Genomic DNA, 25,344 nt, shown 5'->3' on the forward strand with positions numbered 1-25,344 from the left:
CGAACAAGGGCTCGGGTGGTCGTGCGTCGGCGCAGGGCAGGGAGGAGTGCACGGTCGGACCGGCCCTGGCGCTAGCCTTGTCGCCCGTGACCACCGCTCTCATTTGGATCGCCGTGGCCCTGGTGGCGATCGGGCTCTACCTGAGCTGGACCGCCGGGCGCCTCGACCGCCTCCACGCCCGGATCGACGCCGCCCGGGCCGCCCTGGACGCGCAACTGCTGCGCCGGGCCTCGGTGGCGCAGGAACTGGCGACGTCCGGGGTCCTGGATCCGGCCGCCTCGATCGTGCTCTACGAGGCCGCCCATGCGGCCCGGCAGGCCGAGGAGGAGCAGCGGGAGGTCGCCGAGAGCGAGCTGAGCCAGGCACTGCGCGCCGTGTTCGCCGAATCCGCGCAGGTGGAGGCGGTACGTGAGGCGCCAGGGGGAGAGGAGGCGGCCCGGGAACTCACCGAGGCCGTCCGCCGGGTCCCGATGGCCCGGCGTTTCCACAACGACGCCGTACGGGCGGCCCGGGCCCTGCGCCGGCACCGCAAGGTGCGCTGGTTCCGCCTCGCCGGCCACGCCCCGTTCCCTCTGGCCTTTGAAATGGACGACGAGCCTCCGGCGGCGCTTGTGGACCGGGCTGCCTAGAATTTCTGCTTGTCTACAGGGTGAATACAGCGGCTTGTTTCTGCTCCTTACCGGACCGCCCTCATTGAGCGGCACGAAAATCCTTGCGTGGCTCAGTGAGTGTGGGTTAACGTTTCGGCGGCCAGCCTGACCAGCATGGCCGGGCAGCGTGCCGGAGGGGACCATCGAGGCAGTGATGCTTCGAAGGACTCGGGCGCTCCCCAATACTCTGATGCGTGGGGGAAATCAAATTGCGGACGTCTGTACTGCTGCGCTACCGAGTGCGTCTTCGCCCCATGGCCCGGTAGGCGCGCGCCTTTCTCCGTGACGCTTGAGCGTTTCTCGGACTGGCCATTTTCTTACTTCTTCGCATTCGCGGTTCTCCAAGCCACAAGCCTGATTCACGGCTTCGCGCCTGCGTTCCGCCGATCGGCGGCTTGACGGTGCGGGTGCAGCGACGACCGGTGACGCACCCCGTCCCCCCTGGCGTGCTTCGCCGTGACTGCCGCACGCCCGCCGAAAGTCGGCAGCCGCTCCCCCTTTTCCCCTGCTCATGTGTCTCCCTGCTCATGTGACGAGCTGCCCATGCGTGGCGGCAGAAAGGTTCCTTTTCATCTATGAACAGCAAGTACATCGCTTCCGCACGTGTGGGACGGATCGCGACGGGCGGCCTCGTGACCGCAACCGCCCTCGCGGCCGTCGCCGGCGCCGTCGCGCCGGCAGCGGTCGCCGACAGCTCTCCGGACATCGCGGCATCGAACGTCGTGGCCAGTGCGGCGAGCATAGGAACGACCGATGCCCAGCGCGTCGAAGCCGCAGCAGTGGTCCGCCTCGACCCGACTGCCGAAGTCCTCCTGCTCAGCGACTACGACTTCATCCACGCGTTATGGCAGAAGGCCAGTGACGCGGGCGAGAAGCTGGACGCGGTGCGCACCGCCGCCGAGCAGGCGATGTCCAGCACGGTCGCCGAGGACCATGTGCGCTTCATCGTGACCGGCGTTCACGAGGCGTACCGGCTCGACCAGCAGCGGGAGCGGGAGAAGGCTGAGGCCGAGCGGGCGGCTCGGTTGGCCAAGTCCCAGGTCCTGCTCACCATCGGCATTCCCAGCACCCCCGAACTGCTGGCCCTCGGCGACGACAACTTCATCCGGGCCGTCGCCAAGCACGAGGCGTCCGGTCCCGAGGTGCGGGCCGCGGCGCTGCAGGCGCTGGTCGGCGAGCCGGCGGACTGGCGGGAGTTCATCGTCAACGGCGCCCGCGAGGCGCACAAGCGGGACGTGGCGAAGGAACTCGAGGACCTGGCCGAGAAGGACCGCTTGGAGGCCGAGCGCCGCAAGGAACTCGCCGCGCGCAAGAACGCCGCGGCCCTGTTCCGTATCACTCCCTCCGAGGCCATGCTCGGGCTGAGCGACGACAACTTCATCCGCGAGCTGCTGCGCCTGGCCGCCGCCGACCTGCACGGCACCGAGCTGTACGCCGAGGGGCAGCGCGCCACCCGCAGCTCCGACCCGGCCGTGTGGAAGGCGTACATCCACACCGGTGCCGACGCCGCGTACAAGCGCGACGACGAGAACCGCCGCAAGAAGCTCGCCGAGGCGAACCGCAAGCTCGCCCTCCAGATCCAGGCCGCCGCCGAGAACGGCCGGGTCAACCCCAACCTGGTCGCCGCGGCCAAGAAGGCCCTGGCCGGCAGCGACGAAGACGTCGCCGTCTTCCTGAAGGCGGACACCCAGTACCGGCTCAAGCGCCAGTCTCTCAAGGTGTGGAGAGGCGGTGAGTACGCGCGCCAGTCCAGCGCGGACCGCGGCAAGGTCGTCCTCAACGACACGCTCAAGAGCAGCAGTGCATTGGCCGACCGCGAGGACGCCACCTGGGTCATCGTGCCGTCCCTCGCCAGCCAGCCCGGCTGCTACTCCTTCGAGTCCGTGCGCAAGCCCGGCTACTACATCAGGAGCGGCAAGGCCGAGCAGGACGGACTGCGCGTGGAGGTCGCCGCGGACGACCGGAGCGCAGCGTTTCGGAAGAGCGCCACGTGGTGCACCCGGCCGACCGATGGGCTGCCCACGACTCTGTCATTCACGCAGGCCGCCGGTAGTGAGGTGAACTGGCTTGGGCCCACGACGACGGAGGTGTACGCCCGCTCTTCCCGCGCGTTCATTCCGCCCGGTCCTTGGGACCCTATGAAGACACGCACGGCTGATTGGCAAGTCACCGCTCCGTTGGCGCCCTGACGAGGCGCCAACGTGAATGCCGCCGGCGTGCGCCCACGCCGGCATCGCGCGCGAACCGACCCACAACGACGAACGACCGTGCACGTACCCGCCAAGGGGAGAGGGCAGCAGTGGTGGCACATTCCGCCGGTCACGGCGTCAGACGTCAGAGATGGGCCGTGTCCGCGCTGGCGGTCGTGGTGCTGGCCGGTGGCGGCGCACTGGTGCACGCGGCGCCCGCCGGGGCTTACACCCCGGCGGTGGCCGCCGACCCGGCCGACCCGTCGTCGCTGGTGGCCGCCGCGGCGGACGAGGCGCGGGCACGCGTACTGCGGCTGGCCAAGTCGGGTCTGCCCGCGGAGATCCGTACGTCTGCGTGGAACGCGCTGCGCAGTACGCGGGGAGATGCGGCGATCGCGGACTGGCTGGCCCCCGGGGGCGGTTACGACGCGGCGAAGCAGCGCCTGCGTGACGCGCGCTCACGCAACCGGGCGTTCTGCGAGCGGGTGGTGAGCACGCATCCGGTGGCCTTCTCCCCGGAGGTGCGGTCGGCCGCCGAGCGGGCGCTGAAGGGCACCGACGCCGACCGGGCCGCGTTCGTGAAGACCGGTTACGCCGAGGCGGAGCAGCGTGACCGCGTGATGCGGGAGGCTGATGCGCAGCGCCGTCTTGAGGTGGCCGAGAAGGACCGTGCGTTCGTGCGGTCGGTCGCGGAGGGCGATCCGGGCGAACAGGTTCGGGTGGCGGCGCGGTGGGCGCTGCGGCCCGGCTCCACGGACGCGGACGTCGCGGAGTTCTTCGGCTACGGCTGGGCTACGGGCGCGGCGCTGGACGTGGAGGCGTACCGGCTCCGGGTGGCGGACGGGGAGGTGCGGCGCCAGCACGCGCTGTCGTTGCTGGTCGCGCATGCGGTGGCCGCCGAGGAGGCGTTGAAGTCCTCGGCCGACGCGGCCAAGTCGCGCGCCGAGGCCGAGCTGGCCTGGCGTGCGGTCGCCGATCACGCGGACGGCGCGGAGAAGGCCTGGCTGGCCGAGCAGGAGGCGGCCAGGGCGCAGGCCGAGAGCTGGCAGAACATCGCCCGGCTGTCCAGGGAGAGCGCGGACGCCATCTGGGAGAAGATCACCGCGCCGGCCGAGGCCCGGCGGAGCGACTGGGCCTCGGAGCGGGAGGAGGCCGCCCTGACGGCCGCCTTCTGGAAGGACATGGCAGACCGGGCCCGGGACAGCGAGAACCGCGTCCAGGGCTGACGCCGTCGGCCCGGCGCACACCGCGCCGGGCCGGTCCACCGGGCCGACGGCCGCACGGCGGCTCCGTACCGCTGCCGGGCTTCGCGGCCGAGGCCCCGCTCACCCCTGCCCGTGTATTGAGGGCGGGGATTTTTTTTGCCGAATTCCTTTGGCCTGTCGACCTATTGAAGGAGTTCCCGTGAAGGGAAGATTACGGCCGAGATCCGGAAAGTTACGCAGACGCGGGCCTGCCCTGGTGGGCAGAGCGGTGTCGATCGTCATGGCCCTGGCCGTCCTCTCCGGTGTGACCGGAGAAGCCAGTGCGGGCACAACGGAGAGGCCGGGCGGCAAGATCGAGCTGACTCGGATCCTGGCCGAGTTACCGAAGCCGGCGACCGACCCGGCCCCGGCGCGTTCCGCTCTGGACGAGGCCACCGAGGACCGCGATCGGCAATTGGTGGAGGACTTCGCGGAATTCGACGAGGAGGAGGAAGTCCGCGAGGCCGCCAGGAAGGCGTTGGAGAGCACGGATCCGAACGCGATCCGGGACTTCCTGGAGCGGGGAGAAGCCGAGGCGCGGCAGCGCGCCAAGGACAAGAGGGACACTGCGGACGTCGCCAACCGTCGCCAGATCGAGGCGATGCGCGGCACGGAGGGCCCGTTCTTCAACGCGGAGGTCGAGCGGGTCCTCAAGGGCACGGCCCGCGACCGCGCCGACTTCCTGGCCTTCGGCGCCGAGATCGCGCGGCAGCGGGACAAGGCGACGGAGCAGAACGACAAGGAACGCGCGGCGGAGAACCGCAAGCGGGTCGAAATGCTCGTCGCGGTCGGCGGTCCGGAGGTGAAGCGGGCCGCACAGGCCGCCTTGGCCACGGATGACGACAAGGCGATCGCAGAGTTCCTGGACAAGGGCTATCTGGTCGCCGCGCAGAAGGACGCGGACGACCGGGCCGCGCACGAGAAGGCGCAGAAGGAGGCGCTCGAGGCGTCGGAGCGGCTGCGCGAGCTGGCCGAGAGAACGGCCACGGCCGCCGAAGCCCGCACCAAGCTGATCGCCGCCCACGGCAACGCGGTCAAGGCGCTCAAGACCGCGTCGAACGCGATGAGCTCGGCGGCCTCGCAGTCCCGCGAGGCCGACCGGATGCTCGCCGCCGACCGGGCCGGCAAGCGCCTGTCCGACTACGGGCCGGTCAAGACCGAGATCGCCCGGCAGGTCGGCATCGCCGAGGACGCGGCCAAGCAGGCGCAGGTGGCGGCCGGTCAGGCCAAGGTACAGGCCGGGGTTCTGGTCGAGACGGGGCTCACCCACGGCGTCCAGTGGTCGGAGGTCGCCTCCGGTATCGAGGCCGCGGCGGACGCGGCGGCCAAGGCGACGGCCACCGCGCAGCAAGCGGTGGACGCGACGGCCGCCGACGCCGCCGGGCTGAACTCCAAGAACCAGGCCGAGCTACACGCTCGGCAGGCCGCCAAGTGGCGGGAGAACGCCGAGGAGCACGCGAAGGCGGCGGCCCGGCTCGCCGCGGCGGCGGCCAAGCAGGCGAAGATCGCGGCGGACGCGGCGGCCAAGTCCCGCCAGGCCAGGATCGAGGCCGAGCAGGCCGAGAAGCAAGCGTGGGACCACGCCCGGAAGACGCGGGCGGCGCGGGTAGAGGCGCAGCGCCAGGCCAAGATCGCATCCGAGCAACGGGCGATCGCCGAACGCGAGCGCGATCTGGCGGCGGCAGCACGGGCGCGGGCCGAACGAGAACGCGATGTGGCCGCTCAGGCACGCGCGCGTGCCGAGGCCGAAGCACGGACTGCCTCGGCCGAGCGGGCCGACGCGCAGGCCGCCGCGGCCGTGGCGGCCCAGAAGCGGGCCACCGCGCAGACCCAGGAGGGCATCGCCGCCAAGGCCGACCAGCTGGCCGGGGGCGAGGAGAGCAAGGCCCGCAACGCCCGGAACAAGGCGGTGGAGGCCGAACGCGCCCACAGGGCGGAAGAGGCCCGGGCCAGGGCGACCGAAGCGCTGGCCGCAAAGGCGAAGGGAACCGAGCACGCCGAGACCGCGCGCACGGCGGCCACCGAGGCACGATCTGCCGCGAACGCGGCAGGTACGGCTGCCGGTTCGGCCCGTGGCGCGGCCGATCAGGCGTCCGCGGCGGCGGTGCGTTCGCGTTCGGCAGCCATCGAAGCCGCCGGTGCGGCCGCGCGGGCGCGGGCGGCGGCCGGCGAAGCCACCGCGCACGCCGCACGGGCCAACGCCGCGGCCAACAAGGCCGAAGCCGCCGCGTTCGCGGCGAACGCGGCGGCGAGCAAGGCGGAATCCGAGGCCGCGGCCACGCGCGCCGCGGCGCAGCGGGCCAATGCCAAGGCGGCCGAGGCCACCGCGCAGGAGGCCCGGGCCGGCATCGCCGCCCACGAGGCCTCGCGGCTCGCCGGGCTGGCCGCCATCCACGCCAACCAGTCCCTCCAGGCGGCCAACCGCACTCGGGAGGAAGCCGACGGCGCCACCAGGGAAGCGGCGATGGCCCGCCTGCAGTCCACCATCGCCGTCCAGGCAGCCACCTCCGCCCGTACCACCGCCTCCGGTATCGCGGACCCCGCCAACACGGCCATCCAGCTCACCGCGCCGTTCATCGGCACGGACGTGGACGCCGACTTCGCCGCAGAGGTCGCCCGGGCCGCCCAGTCGATGGGCCAGGCGGAGGTGACCAAGGCCGAGGCCAGAGCGGCGGAGGCGGTCAAGGCCGCCGAAGCGGCCGAAGCCGCCGCCGCACGTGCCAACGCCGAGGTGGGCCCCGCTTTCAAGGCGGCGGCAGCAGCGGCGCGTTCCTCCGCGGACGCGGCACGTTCCTCCGTGGCCGCGATGAAGTCCGCGGCCCAGGCCGCCGAGGACGGAGCCAAGGCCCGGGCCGCGGCGGCACGGGCCAACGAGGCCGACGCCCAGGCGCAGGCCGACGCGAAACTCGCCCGTTCGGCCGCCAACCAGGCGTTCGCGGACGCGGCAGCGGCCCGCAACGCCGCCACCCAGGCCGAGGCCGAGGCCGCACGCGCCCGTGGAGCCGCCACCGACGCGGAGAACCAGGCCGCGGCCGCCGGCAGCGCCGCCTCCTTGGCCGAGAAGGAGGCGAGCGTCGCCCAGAGCGCGGCCACCCAGGCGGAGAAGGACGCCGCCGACGCCGCCAAGCTCGCCACCTCCGCCGAGGAACACGCCAAGTCGGCGGAGACCGCCGCCAAGAACGCCGGCACCTACGCCAAGGAGGCCGACGAGGCGGCCAAGAAGGCCGAGGAGTACCAGCGCGAACTGGAGCGCAAGGAACGCGGGGAGGCCGCCCGGAGCAAGGAGAAGGGCGACGCATACTCCCTGGAGGAAGGCGAGCGCAAGGCGCTCGAAGCCGCCGGCATCAGCGAGGCGGAGTACGAGGCGGCCCGAGCTCTCGCCCAGAAAGACCTGCTGGACTATCTGAAAGAGAACGGCGCCGAACTCCTCGTCGAACTCGCCGCCGAGGAGATCAAGGAGTGCTGGGACGACCCCGACATCCCGACCTGCCTGTGGGCGGTCGTCACCAACCTGCCCTGGGCCAAGGCCGCCAAGCTCGTCGGCAAGCTCCCGAAGATCGGCAAGGTCATCTGGGGCATCAACGACTTCCTCGATAAGTCAGCCAAGGCGAAGAAGCTGGTCGACAAGAGCGAGGAGATCCTCGACGACGCCTGGAAAAAGCTTCCGGCCTGTGTGACCGGCAAGAAGAAGAACGGTGCCAGGGCGGAGGGGTCCTCGCAGTCGGTCTACGGTGCGCAGCGCTCGTTCGTGGTGATGGGCAGCAGCGGCGCAGAAGATCTGGGCCTCGCGCGTGAGGAGTACATCGCTAAGCTCGTCGGCGGAAAGGTGGCCAAGGGCGAAAATGGGCAGGACATCAAGATCGTCATGCCCGACGTGGGATCGAGTGGCCTCGATGTCATCGGACCGAACGGCGAATACATCTTTGTCGGCGGTGGCGCCAAGGCTAGTAAGCCATCCAAGTTCGGCACCGCCCTCAAAATCAACAAGTACGCAGCCGACCAGGCCGGCGTGAAGGCGATCTACTACTTGGCCGACAACACGCCGCAAACGGCTATAGATCAGGCCAAAAAGGTGTTTGGAGAAGAGAATGTGCACATCTTCACGCTGCCGGACTGCTAGCCATGGCTGACGGGTTCATCCGCTGGTACAGGGAGTCGGGAGCCACGTCAGTCTTCGGAGAACAGGTGAAGATCTTCGAGGCACACGGCATCGAGCTCGTGCACCCGGCCAAGGGCGCAGCCGTGGTCATCGACATCGAGGGAGAACATGTCCTCATGCGCCCGGAGGAGCTCGGCCGTCTTCTGGACCTGCGCTTCGCATCTATCACGATGGACTGGTGGTTCTCCGCGGACACCAACGTGATCGACGAGTACGCGTACCAACCCTTCGGTTGCGAGATCCAGACGCTCTGGCTGGACGGCCTCACCTTGGAGGAGGCCGACACGGTCGAGGCAGCAGTCGTCGCGGCGGTGACGGGACTTCCGACGCCGACCCGCGCCGCGATCGTCGATCGGCGGGGGAAAGGGGACCCCGACGACTGGGACTCGGCTGTGCTCTCCGGGGGAGAGAGGCTGCCGACCTTTCCGGACCGGGTGCTCGCGCGCGAACCGCTCACGGAAAGGCTCCTGAGGTCGTCGCAGGAGCTGAGGAGTGAGGAGATCGGGGCCGGCCTGACCCTGCTCTCTCCCGTCCGTCCATACTGACACCCGGCCGTTCCCTGTCGTGGTGACCGCCCAGGGGGAGGCCCCGCTGGACTGACAACGTCCGGCGGCGCCTTCCGCGCACCGACCCGAAGGTCGTCACGCCGAGGCGACCGGCCCTTGGCGTGGCGACCGCATGCGCCGGCAGGCCACCACAGACCCACTGGCCCTGCGGACGATCCACAGCCGCCGCTCTGCCCCTGGTCACCGTCGATCTCGCGCCCGTGGGACCGAAAAAAATCCACCGGCTTCCCATTGGCCCTTGCTGTGGCCTGGTTCCCTCACGTTTCCTCGGTGCTGCACAAACCCCTCTTTCCCAGCAGCGAGGTCACCCGTGTCCAACTCCGAAAACCAGGCTCCCGAGACCGGCACCGCCCGTGTGAAGCGCGGCATGGCCGAGCAGCTCAAGGGCGGCGTCATCATGGACGTCGTCACGCCGGAGCAGGCGAAGATCGCCGAGGACGCGGGCGCCGTCGCCGTCATGGCACTGGAGCGGGTCCCGGCCGACATCCGCAAGGACGGCGGCGTGGCCCGCATGTCCGACCCGGACATGATCGAGGGCATCATCGACGCCGTCTCCATCCCGGTCATGGCCAAGTCCCGCATCGGCCACTTCGTCGAGGCCCAGGTCCTGCAGTCCCTCGGCGTCGACTACATCGACGAGTCCGAGGTCCTCACCCCGGCCGACGAGGTCAACCACAGCGACAAGTTCGCCTTCACCACCCCCTTCGTCTGCGGTGCCACCAACCTGGGCGAGGCCCTGCGCCGCATCGCCGAGGGCGCCGCGATGATCCGCTCCAAGGGTGAGGCCGGCACCGGCAATGTCGTCGAGGCCGTCCGCCACCTGCGCCAGATCAAGAACGAGATCGCCCGCCTGCGCGGCTACGACAACAACGAGCTGTACGCCGCCGCCAAGGACCTGCGCGCCCCGTACGAGCTGGTCAAGGAGGTCTCCGAGCTGGGCAAGCTGCCGGTCGTGCTGTTCTCCGCCGGCGGAGTCGCCACCCCGGCCGACGCGGCCCTGATGCGCCAGCTGGGTGCCGAGGGCGTCTTCGTCGGCTCCGGCATCTTCAAGTCCGGCGACCCGGCCAAGCGCGCCGCCGCCATCGTGAAGGCCACCACCTTCTACGACGACCCGAAGATCGTCGCCGACGCGTCCCGCAACCTCGGCGAGGCCATGGTCGGCATCAACTGCGACACCCTCCCCGAGACCGAGCGCTACGCCAACCGCGGCTGGTAAGGCACAGGAACCCATGAGCGACACCCCCGTCATAGGCGTCCTGGCCCTCCAGGGCGACGTACGGGAGCACCTCGTCGCCCTGGCCGCGGCCGATGCCGTGGCCAGGCCGGTGCGGCGCCCCGAAGAGCTCGCCGAGGTGGACGGCCTCGTCATCCCCGGCGGTGAGTCCACCACCATCTCGAAGCTGGCCGTCCTGTTCGGCCTGATGGAACCGCTCCGCGCGCGCGTGCGGGACGGCCTGCCCGTCTACGGCACCTGCGCCGGCATGATCATGCTCGCCGACAAGATCCTCGACCCGCGTTCGGGCCAGGAGACCATCGGCGGCATCGACATGATCGTGCGCCGCAACGCCTTCGGCCGGCAGAACGAGTCCTTCGAGGCGGCCGTCGATGTCGAGGGCGTCGAGGGCGCCCCGGTGGAGGGCGTCTTCATCCGCGCCCCCTGGGTGGAGTCCGTCGGCGCCGAGGCCGAGGTGCTCGCCGAGCACGACGGCCATATCGTCGCGGTCCGCCAGGGCGTGGCTCTGGCCACGTCGTTCCACCCGGAACTGACCGGCGACCACCGTGTGCACGGCCTGTTCGTGGACATGGTGCGCGCGAACCGTACAGCCGAGTCCTTGTAGGATTCCTGCGTTCGTTGCTGAGATGGGTTACGCGAAGGAGACAGGCAGATGTCCGGCCACTCTAAATGGGCCACGACCAAGCACAAGAAGGCCGTCATCGATGCCAAGCGTGGCAAGCTCTTCGCGAAGCTGATCAAGAACATCGAGGTCGCGGCGCGCATGGGCGGCGTCGACCTCGAAGGAAACCCGACCCTCTACGACGCCGTCCAGAAGGCGAAGAAGCAGTCGGTTCCGAACAAGAACATCGACTCCGCGATCAAGCGCGGTGGCGGTCTCGAAGCCGGCGGCGCCGACTACGAGACGATCATGTACGAGGGCTACGGCCCGAACGGCGTCGCGGTGCTCATCGAGTGCCTCACCGACAACCGCAATCGCGCCGCCTCCGACGTCCGCGTCGCCATGACCCGCAACGGCGGCTCGATGGCCGACCCGGGCTCGGTGTCGTACATGTTCAGCCGCAAGGGCGTCGTCATCGTCCCCAAGGGCGAGCTGGGCGAGGACGACGTCCTCGGTGCCGTCCTGGACGCGGGCGCCGAGGAGGTCAACGACCTCGGCGAGTCCTTCGAGGTCATCAGCGAGGCCACCGACCTGGTCGCGGTCCGCACCGCCCTCCAGGAGGCCGGCATCGACTACGACTCCGCCGACTCCAGCTTCGTGCCGTCCGTCCAGGTCGAGTTGGACGAGGAAGGCGCCAAGAAGATCTTCAAGCTGATCGACGCGCTCGAGGACAGCGACGACGTGCAGAACGTCTTCGCCAACTTCGACGTCAGCGACGAGATCATGGAGAAGGTCGACGCGTAGCGCTGCCGCGGGCTGAACGGTTTCCGGCGGGCCGGTGGGACACGTCCCACCGGCCCGCCGCCGTTGTCGGTGGCAGCCGATAGCCTGGCGAGAAGTCAAAGATCACCAAGGGGAGGGGCGCGTGCGGGTACTCGGGGTGGACCCCGGACTGACACGTTGCGGCGTGGGCGTCGTCGAGGGGGTCGCGGGCCGGCCGCTCACGATGATCGGCGTCGGCGTCGTCCGCACACCGTCGGACGCCGACCTCGGCCACCGCCTCGTCGCCGTCGAGCAGGGCATCGAACAGTGGCTGGACGAGCACCGGCCGGAGTTCGTCGCCGTCGAGCGCGTCTTCAGCCAGCACAACGTCCGCACGGTGATGGGCACCGCCCAGGCCAGCGCCGTCGCCATTCTGTGCGCCTCGCGCCGCGGGATCCCCGTGGCACTGCACACCCCGAGCGAGGTCAAGGCCGCCGTCACCGGCAGCGGCCGGGCCGACAAGGCCCAGGTGGGCGCGATGGTGACCCGCCTGCTCCGGCTCAGCGCACCGCCCAAGCCCGCCGACGCGGCCGACGCCCTCGCCCTCGCCATCTGCCACATCTGGCGCGCCCCCGCGCAGAACCGACTCCAGCAGGCCGTCGCCCTGCACACAGCCAAGGCATCGAAAGGCCGTACGACATGATCGCCTTCGTCAGCGGCACGGTCGCCGCGCTCGCCCCCGATGCCGCGGTCGTCGAGGTCGGCGGCGTCGGCATGGCCGTGCAGTGCACGCCGAACACCCTGTCCACGCTCCGCTTGGGCCGGCCCGCCAAGCTGCACACCTCCCTTGTCGTACGGGAGGACTCGCTGACCCTGTACGGCTTCGCGGACGACGACGAACGGCAGACCTTCGAGCTGCTCCAGACGGCGAGCGGCGTGGGACCGAGACTGGCCCAGGCCATGCTGGCCGTCCACACCCCGGACGCCCTGCGCCGGGCGGTCGCCACCGCCGACGAGAAGGCGCTCACGGCCGTTACCGGCATCGGAAAGAAGGGCGCCCAGAAGCTGCTCCTGGAGCTCAAGGACCGGCTCGGCGAGCCGCTCGGCGCCCCGGCGGTCGGCGCGCCCGTCAGCACCGGCTGGCGCGACCAGCTGCACGCTGCCCTGATCGGCCTCGGGTACGCGACCCGGGAGGCCGACGAGGCCGTGACCGCCGTCGCTCCGCAGGCCGAGGCCGCCGAGGGCGCTCCGCAGGTCGGCCAGCTGCTGAAGGCCGCCCTCCAGACCCTGAACCGCGCCCGCTGAACCCCACACACCGAGGCACATCATGAACTGGGACGACACGACCGACACGACCGGCACCTCTGCTGCCGAGCGGCTCGTCGGCGCGTCCGCCGACCGTGAGGACCAGGCTGTCGAGGCCGCCCTGCGCCCGAAGGACCTGGGCGAGTTCATCGGCCAGGAGAAGGTCCGCGAGCAGCTCGACCTCGTCCTGCGCGCCGCACGCGCGCGTGGTGCCACCGCCGACCACGTGCTGCTCTCCGGCGCCCCCGGCCTGGGCAAGACCACCCTGTCGATGATCATCGCGGCCGAGATGGAAGCCCCCATCCGCATCACCTCGGGCCCCGCCATCCAGCACGCCGGCGACCTCGCGGCCATCCTCTCCTCCCTCCAGGAGGGCGAGGTCCTCTTCCTCGACGAGATCCACCGCATGTCCCGGCCCGCCGAGGAGATGCTGTACATGGCGATGGAGGACTTCCGCGTCGACGTCATCGTCGGCAAGGGCCCGGGCGCCACCGCCATCCCACTGGAGCTGCCCCCCTTCACCCTGGTCGGAGCCACCACGCGCGCGGGGCTGCTGCCGCCCCCGCTGCGCGACCGCTTCGGCTTCACCGCCCACATGGAGTTCTACGAACCGGCCGAACTGGAGCGGGTCATCCACCGCTCGGCGAGCCTCCTGGAGGTCGAAGTCGAGCCCGAGGGCGCCGCCGAGATCGCCGGCCGCTCCCGCGGCACCCCCCGCATCGCCAACCGCCTGCTGCGCCGCGTCCGGGACTACGCCCAGGTCAAGGCCGACGGGCTGATCACCCAGGACATCGCGGCGGCCGCCCTCGCCGTCTACGAGGTGGACGAGCGCGGCCTCGACCGCCTCGACCGAGGTGTCCTGGAAGCCCTGCTCAAGCTGTTCGGCGGCGGCCCCGTCGGCCTGTCCACGCTCGCTGTCGCGGTGGGGGAGGAGCGTGAGACGGTGGAGGAGGTCGCCGAGCCCTTCCTGGTACGGGAGGGCCTGCTGGCCCGCACCCCGCGCGGCCGGGTCGCCACGCCCGCCGCATGGGCACATCTCGGCCTCACCCCGCCCCGCTCCCAAACCGGTGGAAAGGGACAACAGGACTTGTTCGGGGCGTGACGGCGCCGTCACCGTTCCGGGACGGCGAGGCCAGTGGCCGCGGCAGGAACCCCGGTGCCATGCTGAGCGTTGTTCCATGCGCGCGGACTCGCTTAGACTCCGCCGATGCCGTCTTCGTCGGCGGCGTACATACCCCCAACCATCTGGCCGCTCACAGCGCGGTCGTGTGAAGGAAGTACCGACCCGTGAGTCTCCTGACCCTCCTCCCGTTCATCGTGCTGATCGGGGCCATGTTCCTCATGACCCGGTCGGCCAAGAAGAAGCAGCAGCAGGCCGTGGACATGCGGAACCAAATGCAGCCCGGCAGCGGTGTCCGCACCATCGGGGGCGTGTACGCCACGGTCAAGGAGGTGCACGAGGACACCGTCCTCGTCGACGCCGGTCCGGGTGTCGAGCTCCTCTTCGCCAAGAACGCCATCGGCGCCGTCCTCACGGACGACGAGTACAACCGCATCGTCCACGGCGTCGAGCACGACCTGAAGTCCGACGCCGACATCGTCCCGGACGACGCCTCCTCCCTCACCGAGACCGACGACTCCGCCGCCGACGCAGGCGCTGACGACAAGTCCGTCGACCTCGGCAAGAAGGACGCGGCCGACGAGCCGGCCGGTGACGACGCCCCGGCCGCTGACACCCCGGCCGCCGAGGCGAAGACGGACGCAGAGCCGAAGAAGACCGACGGCGGCTCCGAGGCGAAGTAGTCGTGGGCCCGGGGGGGGGGGGGGCCCCCCCCCCCCCCCCCCCCCCCCCCCCCCCCCCCCACGCCCCCCCCCCCCCCCCCCCGCCCGCGCCCCCCCCCCCCCCGCCCCCAACCCCCCCCCCGGGGGGGGGGGGGGGGGGGGGGGGGGGGGGGGGGGGGGCGCGCCCCCCCCCCCCCCCCCCGGGCACACGCCCAGCTCGCACGGAGTCCCGACACCATGTCATGGCCGCCCGTCCGCCGATCCGGAGCGAGGTGGCCCGAGAGGGAGTACGAGAAGGTGGCCACACCTAAAAAGGGCCGGAGCGCGAGCGCCAAGAGCAAGCCGGGGCGCTCGCTGGTCCTGATCCTGATCGCCATCGCGGCGCTCACCGGTGGGATGTTCGCCTCGGGGCACACGAAACCGCGTCTCGGTATCGACCTGGCGGGCGGTACGAGCATCACGCTCCGCGCGGTCCCCGAGGCCGGCAACGAGTCGGCGATCAATCAGACCAACATGAACACGGCGGTCTCCATCATGGAGCGCCGTGTCAATGGTCTGGGCGTCTCCGAGTCCGAGGTCCAGACGCAGGGCCGGGAAAACATCATCGTCAACATTCCCAAGGGCACCAACTCGGAACAGGCCCGCAAGCAGGTCGGCACCACCGCCAAGCTGTACTTCCGCCCGGTCCTCACCACCGAGGTCTCCGGCGGCGCCGGCAAGGCCAGCCCTTCGCCGAACCCCTCCGGAAGTCCGTCGGACAAGCCGTCCGGCAAGGCCACCGACAAGCCCGAGGCCACCGAGAAGAACTCCGCCTCCCCGTCGGCGAGCCCGACCACGCAGGGCCGCGCCGTCACCGACGCGCTGAAGGCCGACGCGACGCCGTCCGCCGGCGCCTCGGACAAGGCGAAGGCCAGCCCCTCCCCGTCCGCCACCGGCAAAACCTCCGGCGACGACCAGAGCAAGCTCCAGGCGCAGTACGCGGCACTCGACTGCACCAACGAGAAGACCCGCGCCACGGTCGGTGACGGCGTCAAGGCCTCCGAGATGACCCTGGCCTGCGGCCAGAACTCGGGGGGCCAGTGGCAGAAGTACATTCTCGGCCCCGCCGCGGTCGACGGCACCGACGTCGACAAGGCCCAGGCGACCCTGAACACCCAGACCGGCGCCGGCTGGACGGTCCAGATGGACTTCACCGACGCGGGCGCCAAGAAGTTCGGCGACATCACCGGCAAGCTGGCGCAGAACCAGCAGCCGCAGAACCAGTTCGCGATCGTCCTGGACGGCGAAGTGGTCTCCGACCCATCCGTCAGGCAGGCCCTGACCGGCGGCAACGCCGAGATCTCCGGCAACTTCACCCAGCAGTCCGCGCAGGACCTGTCCAACATGCTGAGCTACGGTGCGCTGCCACTGACCTTCAAGGTGGACAGCATGACGACCGTGACCGCCGCGCTGGGCGGTGACCAGTTGCAGGCCGGGCTGATCGCCGGCGCGATCGGTCTCGCGCTGGTCGTCATCTATCTGCTGGCCTACTACCGCGGTCTGTCGTTCATCGCGATCCTCTCGCTGCTGGTCTCCGCCGCCCTCACCTACACGCTCATGGCCCTGCTGGGCCCGGCCATCGGCTTCGCGCTGAACCTGCCGGCGGTGTGCGGCGCCATCGTCGCGATCGGCATCACAGCGGACTCGTTCATCGTGTACTTCGAACGTGTCCGCGACGAGATCCGGGAGGGCCGCAGCCTGCGCCCCGCCGTCGAGCGGGCCTGGCCGCGCGCCCGGCGCACCATCCTCGTCTCCGACTTCGTGTCGTTCCTCGCCGCCGCGGTGCTCTTCGCCGTCACTGTCGGCAAGGTCCAGGGCTTCGCGTTCACGCTCGGTCTGACGACCCTGCTCGACGTGGTCGTCGTGTTCCTCTTCACCAAGCCGCTGCTGACCCTGATGGCCCGCCGCCCGTTCTTCGCGAACGGCCACAAGTGGTCCGGTCTCGACCCCAAGAGCCTGGGCGCCCAGCCGCCGCTGCGCCGTACCCGCCGCCCCGCCGCCCCCGCCGACCCGAAGGAGGCCTGAGATGTCGAAACTCGGCAACCTCGGCGCCCGACTGCACCGCGGCGAGGTCGGCTACGACTTCGTCAAGAACCGCAAGATCTGGTACGGCGTCTCGATCCTGATCACCATTCTGGCCGTCGCGGGCCTGGCGGTGCGCGGCCTGAACATGGGCATCGAGTTCCAGGGTGGCGCGGTCTTCACCACGCCGAAGAACACCAGCGCCTCGGTGTCCCAGGCCGAGACGTACGCGGAGGAGGCCTCCGGCCACGACGCGATCGTCCAGAAGCTCGGCGACGGCACTCTTCGTATCCAGGTCGCCGGTATCGACACCGACGCCGCGAACAAGATCAAGAACACGCTCGCCGACGATTTCAAGATCGACACGGAGCAGATCAACGCCGAACTGGTCGGCCCCAGCTGGGGTGAGCAGATCGCCAACAAGGCCTGGCAGGGCCTCGGTATCTTCCTGGTCCTCGTGGTGATCTATCTGGCGATCGCCTTCGAGTGGCGCATGGCCATCGCGGCCTTCGTCGCACTGATCCACGACATCACCATCACGGTCGGCATCTACGCCCTGGTCGGCTTCGAGGTCACACCCGGCACGGTGATCGGTCTGCTCACGATCCTGGGCTACTCGCTCTACGACACGGTCGTGGTCTTCGACAGCCTCAAGGAACAGACCAGGGACATCACCAAGCAGACCCGCTGGACCTACAGCGACGTCGCCAACCGCTCGATCAACAGCACCCTGGTCCGCTCCATCAACACCACGGTGGTCGCGCTGCTGCCCGTCGCGGGCCTGCTGTTCATCGGTGGCGGTGTCCTCGGCGCCGGCATGCTGAACGACATCTCGCTGTCGCTGTTCGTCGGTCTCGCCGCCGGTGCGTACTCCTCGATCTTCATCGCCACGCCGCTCGTCGCCGACCTCAAGGAGCGCGAGCCGCAGATGAAGGCCCTGAAGAAGCGCGTCCTGGCCAAGCGGGCCAAGGGTGAGACGCCCGACGCGGAGACCGGGGACGAGGCCTACACCGACGAACCCGAGGACGTCGCTCCGGCTGTCGTCGGTCCGCGCAACCAGCCCGCGTCCCGCACGCGCGGCCGGGGCCGCCCCTCGGGGAAGCGCCGATGACCGACATCAAGGAACTGCTGCTCAGCCGTATCAGGGACGTGGCCGACTACCCGGAGCCGGGCGTGATGTTCAAGGACATCACCCCGCTCCTGGCGGACCCGGCGGCGTTCACCGCGCTCACCGACGCCGTCGCCGAGATCGCCGTAAGTGCCGGGGCCACCAAGATCGTCGGGCTTGAGGCCCGCGGCTTCATCCTCGGCGCCCCGGTCGCCGTCCGCGCCGGCCTCGGTTTCATCCCTGTACGCAAGGCGGGCAAGCTCCCCGGAGCCACCCTCGGCCAGGCCTACGACCTGGAGTACGGCTCGGCCGAGATCGAGGTGCACGCCGAGGACCTGGTCGCAGACGACCGCGTCCTGATCGTCGACGACGTCCTCGCCACCGGCGGCACCGCCGAGGCCTCGGTCCAGCTCATCCGCCGGGCCGGCGCCGAGGTAGCCGGTCTCGCCGTCCTCATGGAGCTCGGGTTCCTCAGCGGCCGGGCCCGGCTGGAGCCGGCTCTGCGCGGCGCCCCTCTGGAGGCGCTTCTCACGGTCTGACAAGCCCACCGCACCCCGGTGGACACCGGCACGTCACCGCGGAGGCGGGCCCGGAGGAATCCGGTGCCCGCCTCTCGCGTTCCCGGGGTAGACGGTCCTCACATTGGCCTGAAGGCGATCCTGGGGCACAGGATGGCTACCATGGGGTCTCCGGAGCCTGACCGGGGGACCCGGAACGCGCACGAGGAGCCCTCTTGTCAGACGAGGCCCAGCACCTGACCGCCGCCAAGCCCGAGTCCGCCTCGGCAGCGGCCAAGCCCGCGCCGAACGCGCCGCACGCGAAGAACGACACCCGCGGGCCGGTCGAGCACGTCCAGCCGGCGGCCGTCGACAAGCCCGCCGAGCAGTCGCGCCCCAAGCCGGCCCCTCCCGCGGTGCGCCAGGCCGGCGGCCAGCCCGCCCGCACCGGCTCCTCCAACCGCGTCCGCGCCCGCCTCGCCCGCCTCGGCGTCCAGCGCGCCAACCCGTACAACCCGGTGCTGGAGCCGCTGCTCCGGATAGTGCGCGGCAACGACCCGAAGATCGAGACCGCCACGCTCCGCCAGATCGAGAAGGCCTACCAGGTCGCCGAGCGCTGGCACCGCGGCCAGAAGCGCAAGAGCGGCGACCCGTACATCACGCACCCCCTCGCCGTGACCACCATCCTCGCCGAGCTGGGCATGGATCCGGCCACGCTGATGGCCGGCCTGCTGCACGACACGGTCGAGGACACCGAGTACGGCCTCGACGACCTGCGCCGCGACTTCGGCGACGTCGTCACCCTGCTCGTCGACGGCGTCACCAAGCTGGACAAGGTCAAGTTCGGCGAGGCGGCCCAGGCCGAGACCGTGCGCAAGATGGTCGTCGCCATGGCCAAGGACCCCCGCGTCCTGGTCATCAAGCTCGCCGACCGCCTGCACAACATGCGCACCATGCGCTACCTCAAGCGCGAGAAGCAGGAGAAGAAGGCGCGCGAGACCCTGGAGATCTACGCGCCGCTCGCCCATCGCCTCGGCATGAACACCATCAAGTGGGAGCTGGAGGACCTCGCCTTCGCGATCCTCTACCCCAAGATGTACGACGAGATCGTACGGCTGGTGGCCGAGCGGGCACCGAAGCGTGACGAGTACCTGGCCATCGTCACCGACGAGGTCCAGCAGGACCTGCGTGCGGCCCGTATCAAGGCGACCGTCACCGGCCGCCCCAAGCACTACTACAGCGTCTACCAGAAGATGATCGTCCGCGGCCGGGACTTCGCGGAGATCTACGACCTGGTGGGCATCCGCGTCCTCGTGGACACCGTCCGCGACTGCTACGCGGCCCTCGGCACGGTGCACGCGCGATGGAACCCGGTCCCCGGCCGGTTCAAGGACTACATCGCGATGCCCAAGTTCAACATGTACCAGTCGCTGCACACGACGGTGATCGGCCCCGGCGGCAAGCCCGTCGAACTGCAGATCCGCACCTTCGACATGCACCGCCGCGCCGAGTACGGCATCGCCGCGCACTGGAAGTACAAGCAGGAGGCCGTCGCCGGCGCCTCGAAGGTACGCACCGACGCCCCCAAGTCGTCCGGCAAGAGCAAGGACGACCACCTCAACGACATGGCCTGGCTGCGCCAGCTGCTGGACTGGCAGAAGGAGACCGAGGACCCGGGCGAGTTCCTCGAGTCCCTGCGCTTCGACCTCTCCCGCAACGAAGTCTTCGTGTTCACCCCCAAGGGCGACGTCATAGCGCTCCCCGCCAGTGCCACCCCGGTCGACTTCGCGTACGCCGTCCACACGGAGGTCGGGCACCGCACGATCGGCGCCCGCGTCAACGGCCGCCTGGTCCCGCTCGAATCCACCCTCGACAACGGCGACCTGGTCGAGGTCTTCACCTCCAAGGCGGCAGGCGCCGGCCCCTCCCGCGACTGGCTCGGCTTCGTCAAGTCACCGCGCGCCCGCAACAAGATCCGGGCCTGGTTCTCCAAGGAGCGCCGCGACGAGGCGATCGAGCAGGGCAAGGACGCCATCGTCCGCGCGATGCGCAAGCAGAACCTGCCGATCCAGCGCATCCTGACCGGCGACTCCCTGGTGACCCTCGCGCACGAGATGCGCTACGCGGACATCTCCGCGCTGTACGCGGCGATCGGCGAGGGCCATGTCTCCGCGCAGAACATCGTGCAGAAACTCGTCCAGGCCCTCGGCGGCGAGGAGGCCGCCACCGAGGAGATCGACGAGTCCGTCCCGCCGGCCCACGGACGCAGCCGCAAACGCCGCTCCAGCGCCGACCCTGGCGTCGTCGTCAAGGGCGTCGAGGACGTGTGGGTCAAGCTGGCCCGCTGCTGTACGCCGGTACCCGGCGACCCCATCATCGGCTTCGTCACCCGGGGCAGTGGCGTATCGGTTCACCGCAACGACTGCGTGAACGTGGAGTCACTCTCCCGCGAGCCCGAGCGCATCCTCGAGGTCGAGTGGGCGCCCACCCAGTCCTCGGTCTTCCTGGTCGCCATCCAGGTCGAGGCGCTGGACCGCTCCCGGCTGCTGTCGGACGTCACACGCGTGCTCTCCGATCAGCACGTCAACATCCTCTCCGCGGCCGTCCAGACCTCCCGCGACCGCGTCGCCACCTCCCGCTTCACCTTCGAGATGGGCGACCCGAAGCATCTCGGCCATGTGCTGAAGGCGGTCCGGGGCGTGGAGGGCGTCTATGACGTGTACCGGGTGACGTCGGCGCGCAGCAGGTCGTGACGACCACCCGAAAGATCACGTGAAAGAGGGCCCCGTACGGCACGTACGGGGCCCTCTTGGTCTCAGCCGATCAGCCGCCGAACTCCTGCAGGCCCTTCTGCGCCTGGTCCAGCAGCGCCTGACGGCCCTCGAGCTCGCGCTCCAGCTTGTCGGCCCTGGCGTTGTTGCCCTGCGCGCGGGCCTGCTCGATCTGGCCCCGCAGCTTGTCCACGGCGGACTGGAGCTGGCCGGTCAGGCCCTCGGCACGCGCGCGTGCCTCCGGGTTCGTCCGGCGCCACTCGGCCTCCTCGGACTCCTGGAGGGCCCGCTCGACGGCGTGCATCCGGCCCTCGACCTTGGGCCGCGCGTCGCGCGGCACATGGCCGATGGCCTCCCAGCGCTCGTTGACGGAACGGAACGCGGCCCGGGCCGCCTTCAGGTCCGTGACCGGCAGGAGCTTCTCGGCCTCCTCGGCCAGCTCCTCCTTGAGCTTCAGGTTCTCCGCCTGCTCGGCGTCCCGCTCGGCGAAGACCGAGCTGCGGGCCGCGAAGAAGACGTCCTGGGCGCCGCGGAAGCGGTTCCACAGGTCGTCCTCGTGCTCACGCTGAGCGCGGCCCGCGGCCTTCCACTCGGCCATCAGCTCGCGGTAGCGCGCTGCCGTCACACCCCAGTCCGTCGAGTTCGACAGCGCCTCGGCCTCGGAGACCAGCCGCTCCTTGGTCCGCCGGGCCTCCTCGCGCTGGGCGTCCAGCTGCGCGAAGTGCTGCTTGCGCCGCTTGGAGAACGCCGACCGCGCGTGCGAGAACCGGTGCCACAGGTCGTCGTCGGACTTGCGGTCCAGGCGGGGCAGGCCCTTCCAGGTGTCCACCAGGGCCCGCAGCCGCTCACCGGCCGCCCGCCACTGGTCGGACTGGGACAGCTCCTCCGCCTCGGCGACCAGCGCCTCCTTGGACTTGCGCGCCTCGTCGGACTGCTTCGCCCGCTGCGCCTTGCGCTCCTCGCGGCGCGCCTCCACCTGCTCCACGAGCTTGTCCAGCCGGACCCGCAGGGCGTCCAGGTCGCCCACCACGTGGTGCGCGTCGACCTGCTCCCGGATGTGGTCGATGGCGACCTGGGCGTCCTTCGCCGACAGGTCGGTGGTCTTCACTCGCTTCTCGAGGAGGCCGATCTCGACAACCAGGCCCTCGTACTTGCGCTCGAAATAGGCCAGCGCCTCTTCGGGAGTGCCTGCCTGCCAAGAGCCGACAACCTGCTCGCCGTCGGCCGTACGCACGTACACGGTCCCCGTCTCGTCGACGCGGCCCCACGGGTCGCTGCTCACAGCGCCTCCTCCACATGATGCCTGCGAGGGGCCTCAGCACCCCCGGGCATCGTCCACAGTTTCGTCACGGCCAACATAGGCGACCGGCGGGGGGCGTGTCCGCATCCCGCGCGACCGAAATTTCGCAGTTGAGGGTCAGGATTCGGTGATCGTGGCCTTGTTGATCACGACCGTCGCGTTGGGCGCCGTGTTGCCCGTCTGAGGGTCGGGAGCCTGCGCTCCGGCCTTGGCGATCTTCGCCAGGACCTTCATGCCCGCCTCGGACACCGTACCGAACGGTGTGTAGTCGGGCGGAAGCTGGCTGTCCTGGTAGACGAGGAAGAACTGGCTGCCGCCGCTGTCCCGCCCCTGCTTCGTCTGGGCGTTGTACTGGTTCGCCATCGCGACCGTGCCCGCCGGGTACACCCCGCCCTTGAGGCTCTTGTCCTTGAGGTTCTCGTCCGGGATCGTGTAGCCGGGTCCGCCCATGCCGGTGCCCTGCGGGTCACCGCACTGCAGGACGTAGATTTGCTGGCTGGTGAGCCGGTGGCACTTGCTGTGGTCCAAGTACCCCTTGCCGAGAAGGTAGTTGAACGAGTTGACGGTGTGCGGCGCCGCCGACGCCTTCAGCGCGACGTCTATCTCACCGCACGTGGTGTCCAGCTTCATCGTGTACTTCGCCGACTTGTCGATCGACATCGCAGGTTCCTTCTTCCAGGTCTGCGACTCGACCTTGCCCGCGGCGGGCTTCTCGCACGGGTCCGGGGCCTTGCTGGGAGTGGCGCTGGGCGTGACGTCCGCGTTCGCGTTCTCCGTCTTGCCGTCGTCCTCGAACGGCTTGGTCAGGAAGACCGTCACGGAGAGCACCACGACCACGCCGAGAACCGAGGCGATCACGGAGTTGCGGATACGGGCTTTGCGTCGAGCGTCCGTGCGTCGCTGCTGCTGCCGCAAGAACTTCTCCCGGGCGAGCTGACGCCGCCGCTGTTCCTGGCTGACCACCGGGTTCTCTCCTCATGAGTCTGATGCGTCGACCGGTACGCGTGCGTCCTGTGTGCCGAGCGCCTGCGTGTGCCCCGTACCGTATATGGGTTCGCTGAGGAATCGGCAGCGCCGGTAGGCTCTGTCACCAGCCGCAGCCTCCCGTATCGACACAACGAAGGACGATCGTGCTCATTGCCGGGTTCCCCGCCGGGGCCTGGGGGACGAACTGCTATCTCGTCGCCCCCGCCGCCGGTGAGGAGTGCGTGATCATCGACCCTGGCCATCAGGCCGCCGACGGCGTCGAGGAAGCGGTCAGAAAGCATCGGCTCAAGCCCGTCGCCGTCGTCCTCACCCACGGTCACATCGACCACGTGGCCTCGGTCGTCCCGGTGTGCGGCGCGCACGACGTGCCGGCCTGGATCCATCCCGACGACCGGTACATGATGAACGACCCCGAGAAGGGGATCGGCCGTTCCATCGGGATGCCGCTCCTGGGCGAGCTGACCGTCGGGGAGCCGGACGACGTCAAGGAGCTGGCCGACGGGGCCAAGCTGGAGCTGGCGGGCCTGGAGTTGTCCGTCGCACACGCGCCGGGCCATACCAAGGGGTCGGTGACCTTCGGGATGCCCGAGGCGGCGGACATCCCGCCGATCCTGTTCTCGGGTGACCTGCTGTTCGCCGGCTCCATCGGACGCACCGACCTGCCCGGCGGTGACATGGCCGAGATGCTCGACTCGCTGGGCCGCGTGTGCCTGCCGCTCGACGACTCGACCGTGGTGCTGTCCGGCCACGGCCCCCAGACGACCATCGGCCAGGAGCGCGCCACCAACCCGTATCTGCGGCAGGTGGCCGCCGGCCAGGGAGCTCAGCCCGCTCCCCGACGAGGAATGTGACGAGACCTTCCGTGAGCACCTTCAAGGCCCCCAAGGGCACGTACGACCTGATCCCGCCGGACTCCGCGAAGTACCTGGCGGTCCGTGAGGCGATCGCCGCTCCGCTGCGGGACTCCGGATACGGCTACATCGAGACGCCGGGCTTCGAGAACGTCGAGCTCTTCGCACGCGGTGTCGGCGAGTCGACGGACATCGTGACGAAGGAGATGTACGCCTTCGAGACCAAGGGCGGCGACAGGCTGGCCCTGCGCCCCGAGGGCACGGCGTCCGTCCTCCGTGCCGCGCTGGAGGCCAACCTGCACAAGGCGGGCAACCTCCCGGTCAAGCTCTGGTACTCCGGCTCGTACTACCGCTACGAGCGCCCCCAGAAGGGCCGTTACCGCCACTTCTCCCAGGTCGGTGCCGAGGCGATCGGCGCGGAGGATCCGGCGCTGGACGCCGAGCTGATCATCCTGGCCGACCAGGCGTACCGCTCGCTGGGCCTGAGCGACTTCCGGATCCTGCTCAACAGCCTGGGTGACCAGGAGTGCCGCCCGGTGTACCGGACGGCACTGCAGGACTTCCTGCGCGGCCTGGACCTGGACGAGGACACCCTGCGCCGTGCGGAGATCAATCCCTTGCGCGTCCTCGACGACAAGCGTGAGGCGGTCCAGAAGCAGCTGGGCGACGCCCCGCTCCTTCGCGACTACCTCTGCGACGCGTGCAAGGCGTACCACGAGGAGGTCCGCGAGCTGATCACGGCGGCGGGCGTCGCCTTCGAGGACGACGTGAAGCTGGTCCGCGGCCTGGACTACTACACCCGCACCACCTTCGAGTTCGTCCACGACGGCCTCGGCTCCCAGTCCGCGGTGGGCGGCGGCGGCCGCTACGACGGTCTCTCCGAGATGATCGGCGGCCCGGCCCTGCCGTCCGTCGGCTGGGCCCTCGGCGTAGACCGCACGGTCCTCGCCCTGGAGGCGGAGGGCGTAGAGCTCGAACTCCCCGCCACCACCAGCGTGTTCGCCGTCCCGCTCGGCGAGGAGGCCCGCCGCGTCCTGTTCGCCAAGGTCACGGAGCTCCGCAAGAACGGCATCGCAGCCGACTTCTCGTACGGCTCCAAGGGCCTCAAGGGCGCCATGAAGAACGCCAACCGCAGTGGCGCCCGCTACACGGTCGTGGCGGGGGAGAGGGACCTCGCCGAGGGCGTGGTCCAGCTCAAGGACATGGAGTCGGGCGAGCAGACGGCGGTGGGCGTGAACGAGATCGTGGCGGAGCTGGAGGCCCGGCTGGGCTGACGT

20 protein-coding genes are annotated in these 25,344 nt (G+C 70.2%); 18 read left to right on the top strand and 2 right to left on the bottom strand.

What is annotated here, in order from left to right:
* The first annotated feature begins 86 nt into the window (after positions 1–86).
* The 16 genes from ACFZBT_RS35810 to relA all read left to right on the top strand — a co-directional run bounded on the left by ACFZBT_RS35810 (position 87) and on the right by relA (position 20,911).
* Positions 87–629, top strand: a complete 543-nt coding sequence (locus ACFZBT_RS35810; protein ID WP_391112992.1) for a hypothetical protein — start codon at positions 87–89, stop codon at positions 627–629.
* 596 nt (positions 630–1,225) lie between these two features.
* Positions 1,226–2,839: an AbfB domain-containing protein gene (locus tag ACFZBT_RS35815; protein ID WP_391112995.1), complete on the top strand. Its 1,614-nt coding sequence runs from the start codon at positions 1,226–1,228 to the stop codon at positions 2,837–2,839.
* A gap of 158 nt (positions 2,840–2,997) precedes the next feature.
* Complete coding sequence (locus ACFZBT_RS35820; RefSeq protein WP_391112998.1) at positions 2,998–4,065, top strand: hypothetical protein; 1,068 nt, start codon at positions 2,998–3,000, stop codon at positions 4,063–4,065.
* Positions 4,066–4,300: 235 nt separating this feature from the next.
* Entirely contained in the window at positions 4,301–8,203 is a 3,903-nt protein-coding gene (locus tag ACFZBT_RS35825; RefSeq protein ID WP_391113001.1) for a hypothetical protein, read from the top strand.
* Between the two features lie 2 nt (positions 8,204–8,205).
* The gene (locus tag ACFZBT_RS35830) at positions 8,206–8,787 is read left to right on the top strand and encodes a hypothetical protein (protein WP_391113004.1); all 582 of its coding nucleotides are present in this window, start codon (positions 8,206–8,208) and stop codon (positions 8,785–8,787) included.
* A gap of 331 nt (positions 8,788–9,118) precedes the next feature.
* Complete coding sequence (pdxS, locus tag ACFZBT_RS35835; RefSeq protein ID WP_391113007.1) at positions 9,119–10,024, top strand: pyridoxal 5'-phosphate synthase lyase subunit PdxS; 906 nt, start codon at positions 9,119–9,121, stop codon at positions 10,022–10,024.
* 13 nt (positions 10,025–10,037) lie between these two features.
* A complete protein-coding gene (gene pdxT / locus ACFZBT_RS35840; RefSeq protein WP_391113011.1) occupies positions 10,038–10,646 on the top strand; it encodes a pyridoxal 5'-phosphate synthase glutaminase subunit PdxT in 609 nt (202 codons plus the stop codon).
* Positions 10,647–10,694: 48 nt separating this feature from the next.
* Complete coding sequence (locus tag ACFZBT_RS35845) at positions 10,695–11,447, top strand: YebC/PmpR family DNA-binding transcriptional regulator (protein WP_215122609.1); 753 nt, start codon at positions 10,695–10,697, stop codon at positions 11,445–11,447.
* Positions 11,448–11,568: 121 nt separating this feature from the next.
* Positions 11,569–12,108: a crossover junction endodeoxyribonuclease RuvC gene (gene ruvC / locus ACFZBT_RS35850; protein WP_391113015.1), complete on the top strand. Its 540-nt coding sequence runs from the start codon at positions 11,569–11,571 to the stop codon at positions 12,106–12,108.
* Positions 12,105–12,710: a Holliday junction branch migration protein RuvA gene (ruvA, locus tag ACFZBT_RS35855; RefSeq protein WP_391113018.1), complete on the top strand. Its 606-nt coding sequence runs from the start codon at positions 12,105–12,107 to the stop codon at positions 12,708–12,710. Before ruvC ends, ruvA begins: the two co-directional genes overlap by 4 nt.
* Before the next feature lie 22 nt (positions 12,711–12,732).
* A complete protein-coding gene (gene ruvB / locus ACFZBT_RS35860) occupies positions 12,733–13,812 on the top strand; it encodes a Holliday junction branch migration DNA helicase RuvB (RefSeq protein ID WP_391113022.1) in 1,080 nt (359 codons plus the stop codon).
* Positions 13,813–13,997: 185 nt separating this feature from the next.
* On the top strand, positions 13,998–14,513 hold the full coding sequence (yajC, locus tag ACFZBT_RS35865) for a preprotein translocase subunit YajC (protein ID WP_391113025.1): 516 nt from the start codon (positions 13,998–14,000) through the stop codon (positions 14,511–14,513).
* A 276-nt stretch (positions 14,514–14,789) separates the two neighbouring features.
* Entirely contained in the window at positions 14,790–16,556 is a 1,767-nt protein-coding gene (secD, locus tag ACFZBT_RS35870) for a protein translocase subunit SecD (protein ID WP_391113028.1), read from the top strand.
* A gap of 1 nt (position 16,557) precedes the next feature.
* The gene (secF, locus tag ACFZBT_RS35875) at positions 16,558–17,664 is read left to right on the top strand and encodes a protein translocase subunit SecF (protein ID WP_391113031.1); all 1,107 of its coding nucleotides are present in this window, start codon (positions 16,558–16,560) and stop codon (positions 17,662–17,664) included.
* Complete coding sequence (locus tag ACFZBT_RS35880) at positions 17,661–18,200, top strand: adenine phosphoribosyltransferase (protein WP_391113035.1); 540 nt, start codon at positions 17,661–17,663, stop codon at positions 18,198–18,200. The genes secF and ACFZBT_RS35880 overlap by 4 nt, the downstream gene beginning before the upstream one ends.
* Before the next feature lie 194 nt (positions 18,201–18,394).
* Positions 18,395–20,911: a GTP pyrophosphokinase gene (gene relA / locus ACFZBT_RS35885; RefSeq protein ID WP_391113038.1), complete on the top strand. Its 2,517-nt coding sequence runs from the start codon at positions 18,395–18,397 to the stop codon at positions 20,909–20,911.
* A 70-nt stretch (positions 20,912–20,981) separates the two neighbouring features.
* Here the strand turns inward: relA and ACFZBT_RS35890 are convergent, their stop codons facing one another.
* Positions 20,982–22,211, bottom strand: coding sequence for a DUF349 domain-containing protein (locus tag ACFZBT_RS35890; RefSeq protein ID WP_391113041.1), 1,230 nt, complete (start codon positions 22,209–22,211; stop codon positions 20,982–20,984).
* A gap of 135 nt (positions 22,212–22,346) precedes the next feature.
* Positions 22,347–23,192 (bottom strand): peptidylprolyl isomerase, encoded by an 846-nt coding sequence (locus tag ACFZBT_RS35895; RefSeq protein WP_391113044.1) that lies wholly within the window; start codon positions 23,190–23,192, stop codon positions 22,347–22,349.
* A 167-nt stretch (positions 23,193–23,359) separates the two neighbouring features.
* Between ACFZBT_RS35895 and ACFZBT_RS35900 the strand changes: the two genes are divergently transcribed.
* Together ACFZBT_RS35900 and hisS are read left to right on the top strand one after the other, a co-directional pair.
* Positions 23,360–24,067 carry an MBL fold metallo-hydrolase gene (locus ACFZBT_RS35900; protein ID WP_391113048.1) on the top strand — a complete coding sequence of 236 codons (708 nt, stop codon included), beginning with the start codon at positions 23,360–23,362 and terminating at the stop codon, positions 24,065–24,067.
* 11 nt (positions 24,068–24,078) lie between these two features.
* Complete coding sequence (gene hisS, locus ACFZBT_RS35905) at positions 24,079–25,341, top strand: histidine--tRNA ligase (RefSeq protein ID WP_391113051.1); 1,263 nt, start codon at positions 24,079–24,081, stop codon at positions 25,339–25,341.
* The last annotated feature ends 3 nt before the right edge of the window (positions 25,342–25,344 follow it).

The organism is Streptomyces sp. NPDC008137 (assembly GCF_042957035.1).
GTDB lineage: Bacteria > Actinomycetota > Actinomycetes > Streptomycetales > Streptomycetaceae > Streptomyces.

Excerpts from the sequence above, each read along its gene's own strand:
- ACFZBT_RS35880 (WP_391113035.1), top strand. The coding sequence starts at position 17,661 with ATGACCGACATCAAGGAACTGCTGCTCAGCCGTATCAGGGACGTGGCC.
- ruvA (WP_391113018.1), top strand. The coding sequence starts at position 12,105 with ATGATCGCCTTCGTCAGCGGCACGGTCGCCGCGCTCGCCCCCGATGCC.
- ACFZBT_RS35830 (WP_391113004.1), top strand. The coding sequence starts at position 8,206 with ATGGCTGACGGGTTCATCCGCTGGTACAGGGAGTCGGGAGCCACGTCA.
- secF (WP_391113031.1), top strand. The coding sequence starts at position 16,558 with ATGTCGAAACTCGGCAACCTCGGCGCCCGACTGCACCGCGGCGAGGTC.
- ACFZBT_RS35845 (WP_215122609.1), top strand. The coding sequence starts at position 10,695 with ATGTCCGGCCACTCTAAATGGGCCACGACCAAGCACAAGAAGGCCGTC.
- ACFZBT_RS35815 (WP_391112995.1), top strand. The coding sequence starts at position 1,226 with ATGAACAGCAAGTACATCGCTTCCGCACGTGTGGGACGGATCGCGACG.
- ruvB (WP_391113022.1), top strand. The coding sequence starts at position 12,733 with ATGAACTGGGACGACACGACCGACACGACCGGCACCTCTGCTGCCGAG.
- pdxT (WP_391113011.1), top strand. The coding sequence starts at position 10,038 with ATGAGCGACACCCCCGTCATAGGCGTCCTGGCCCTCCAGGGCGACGTA.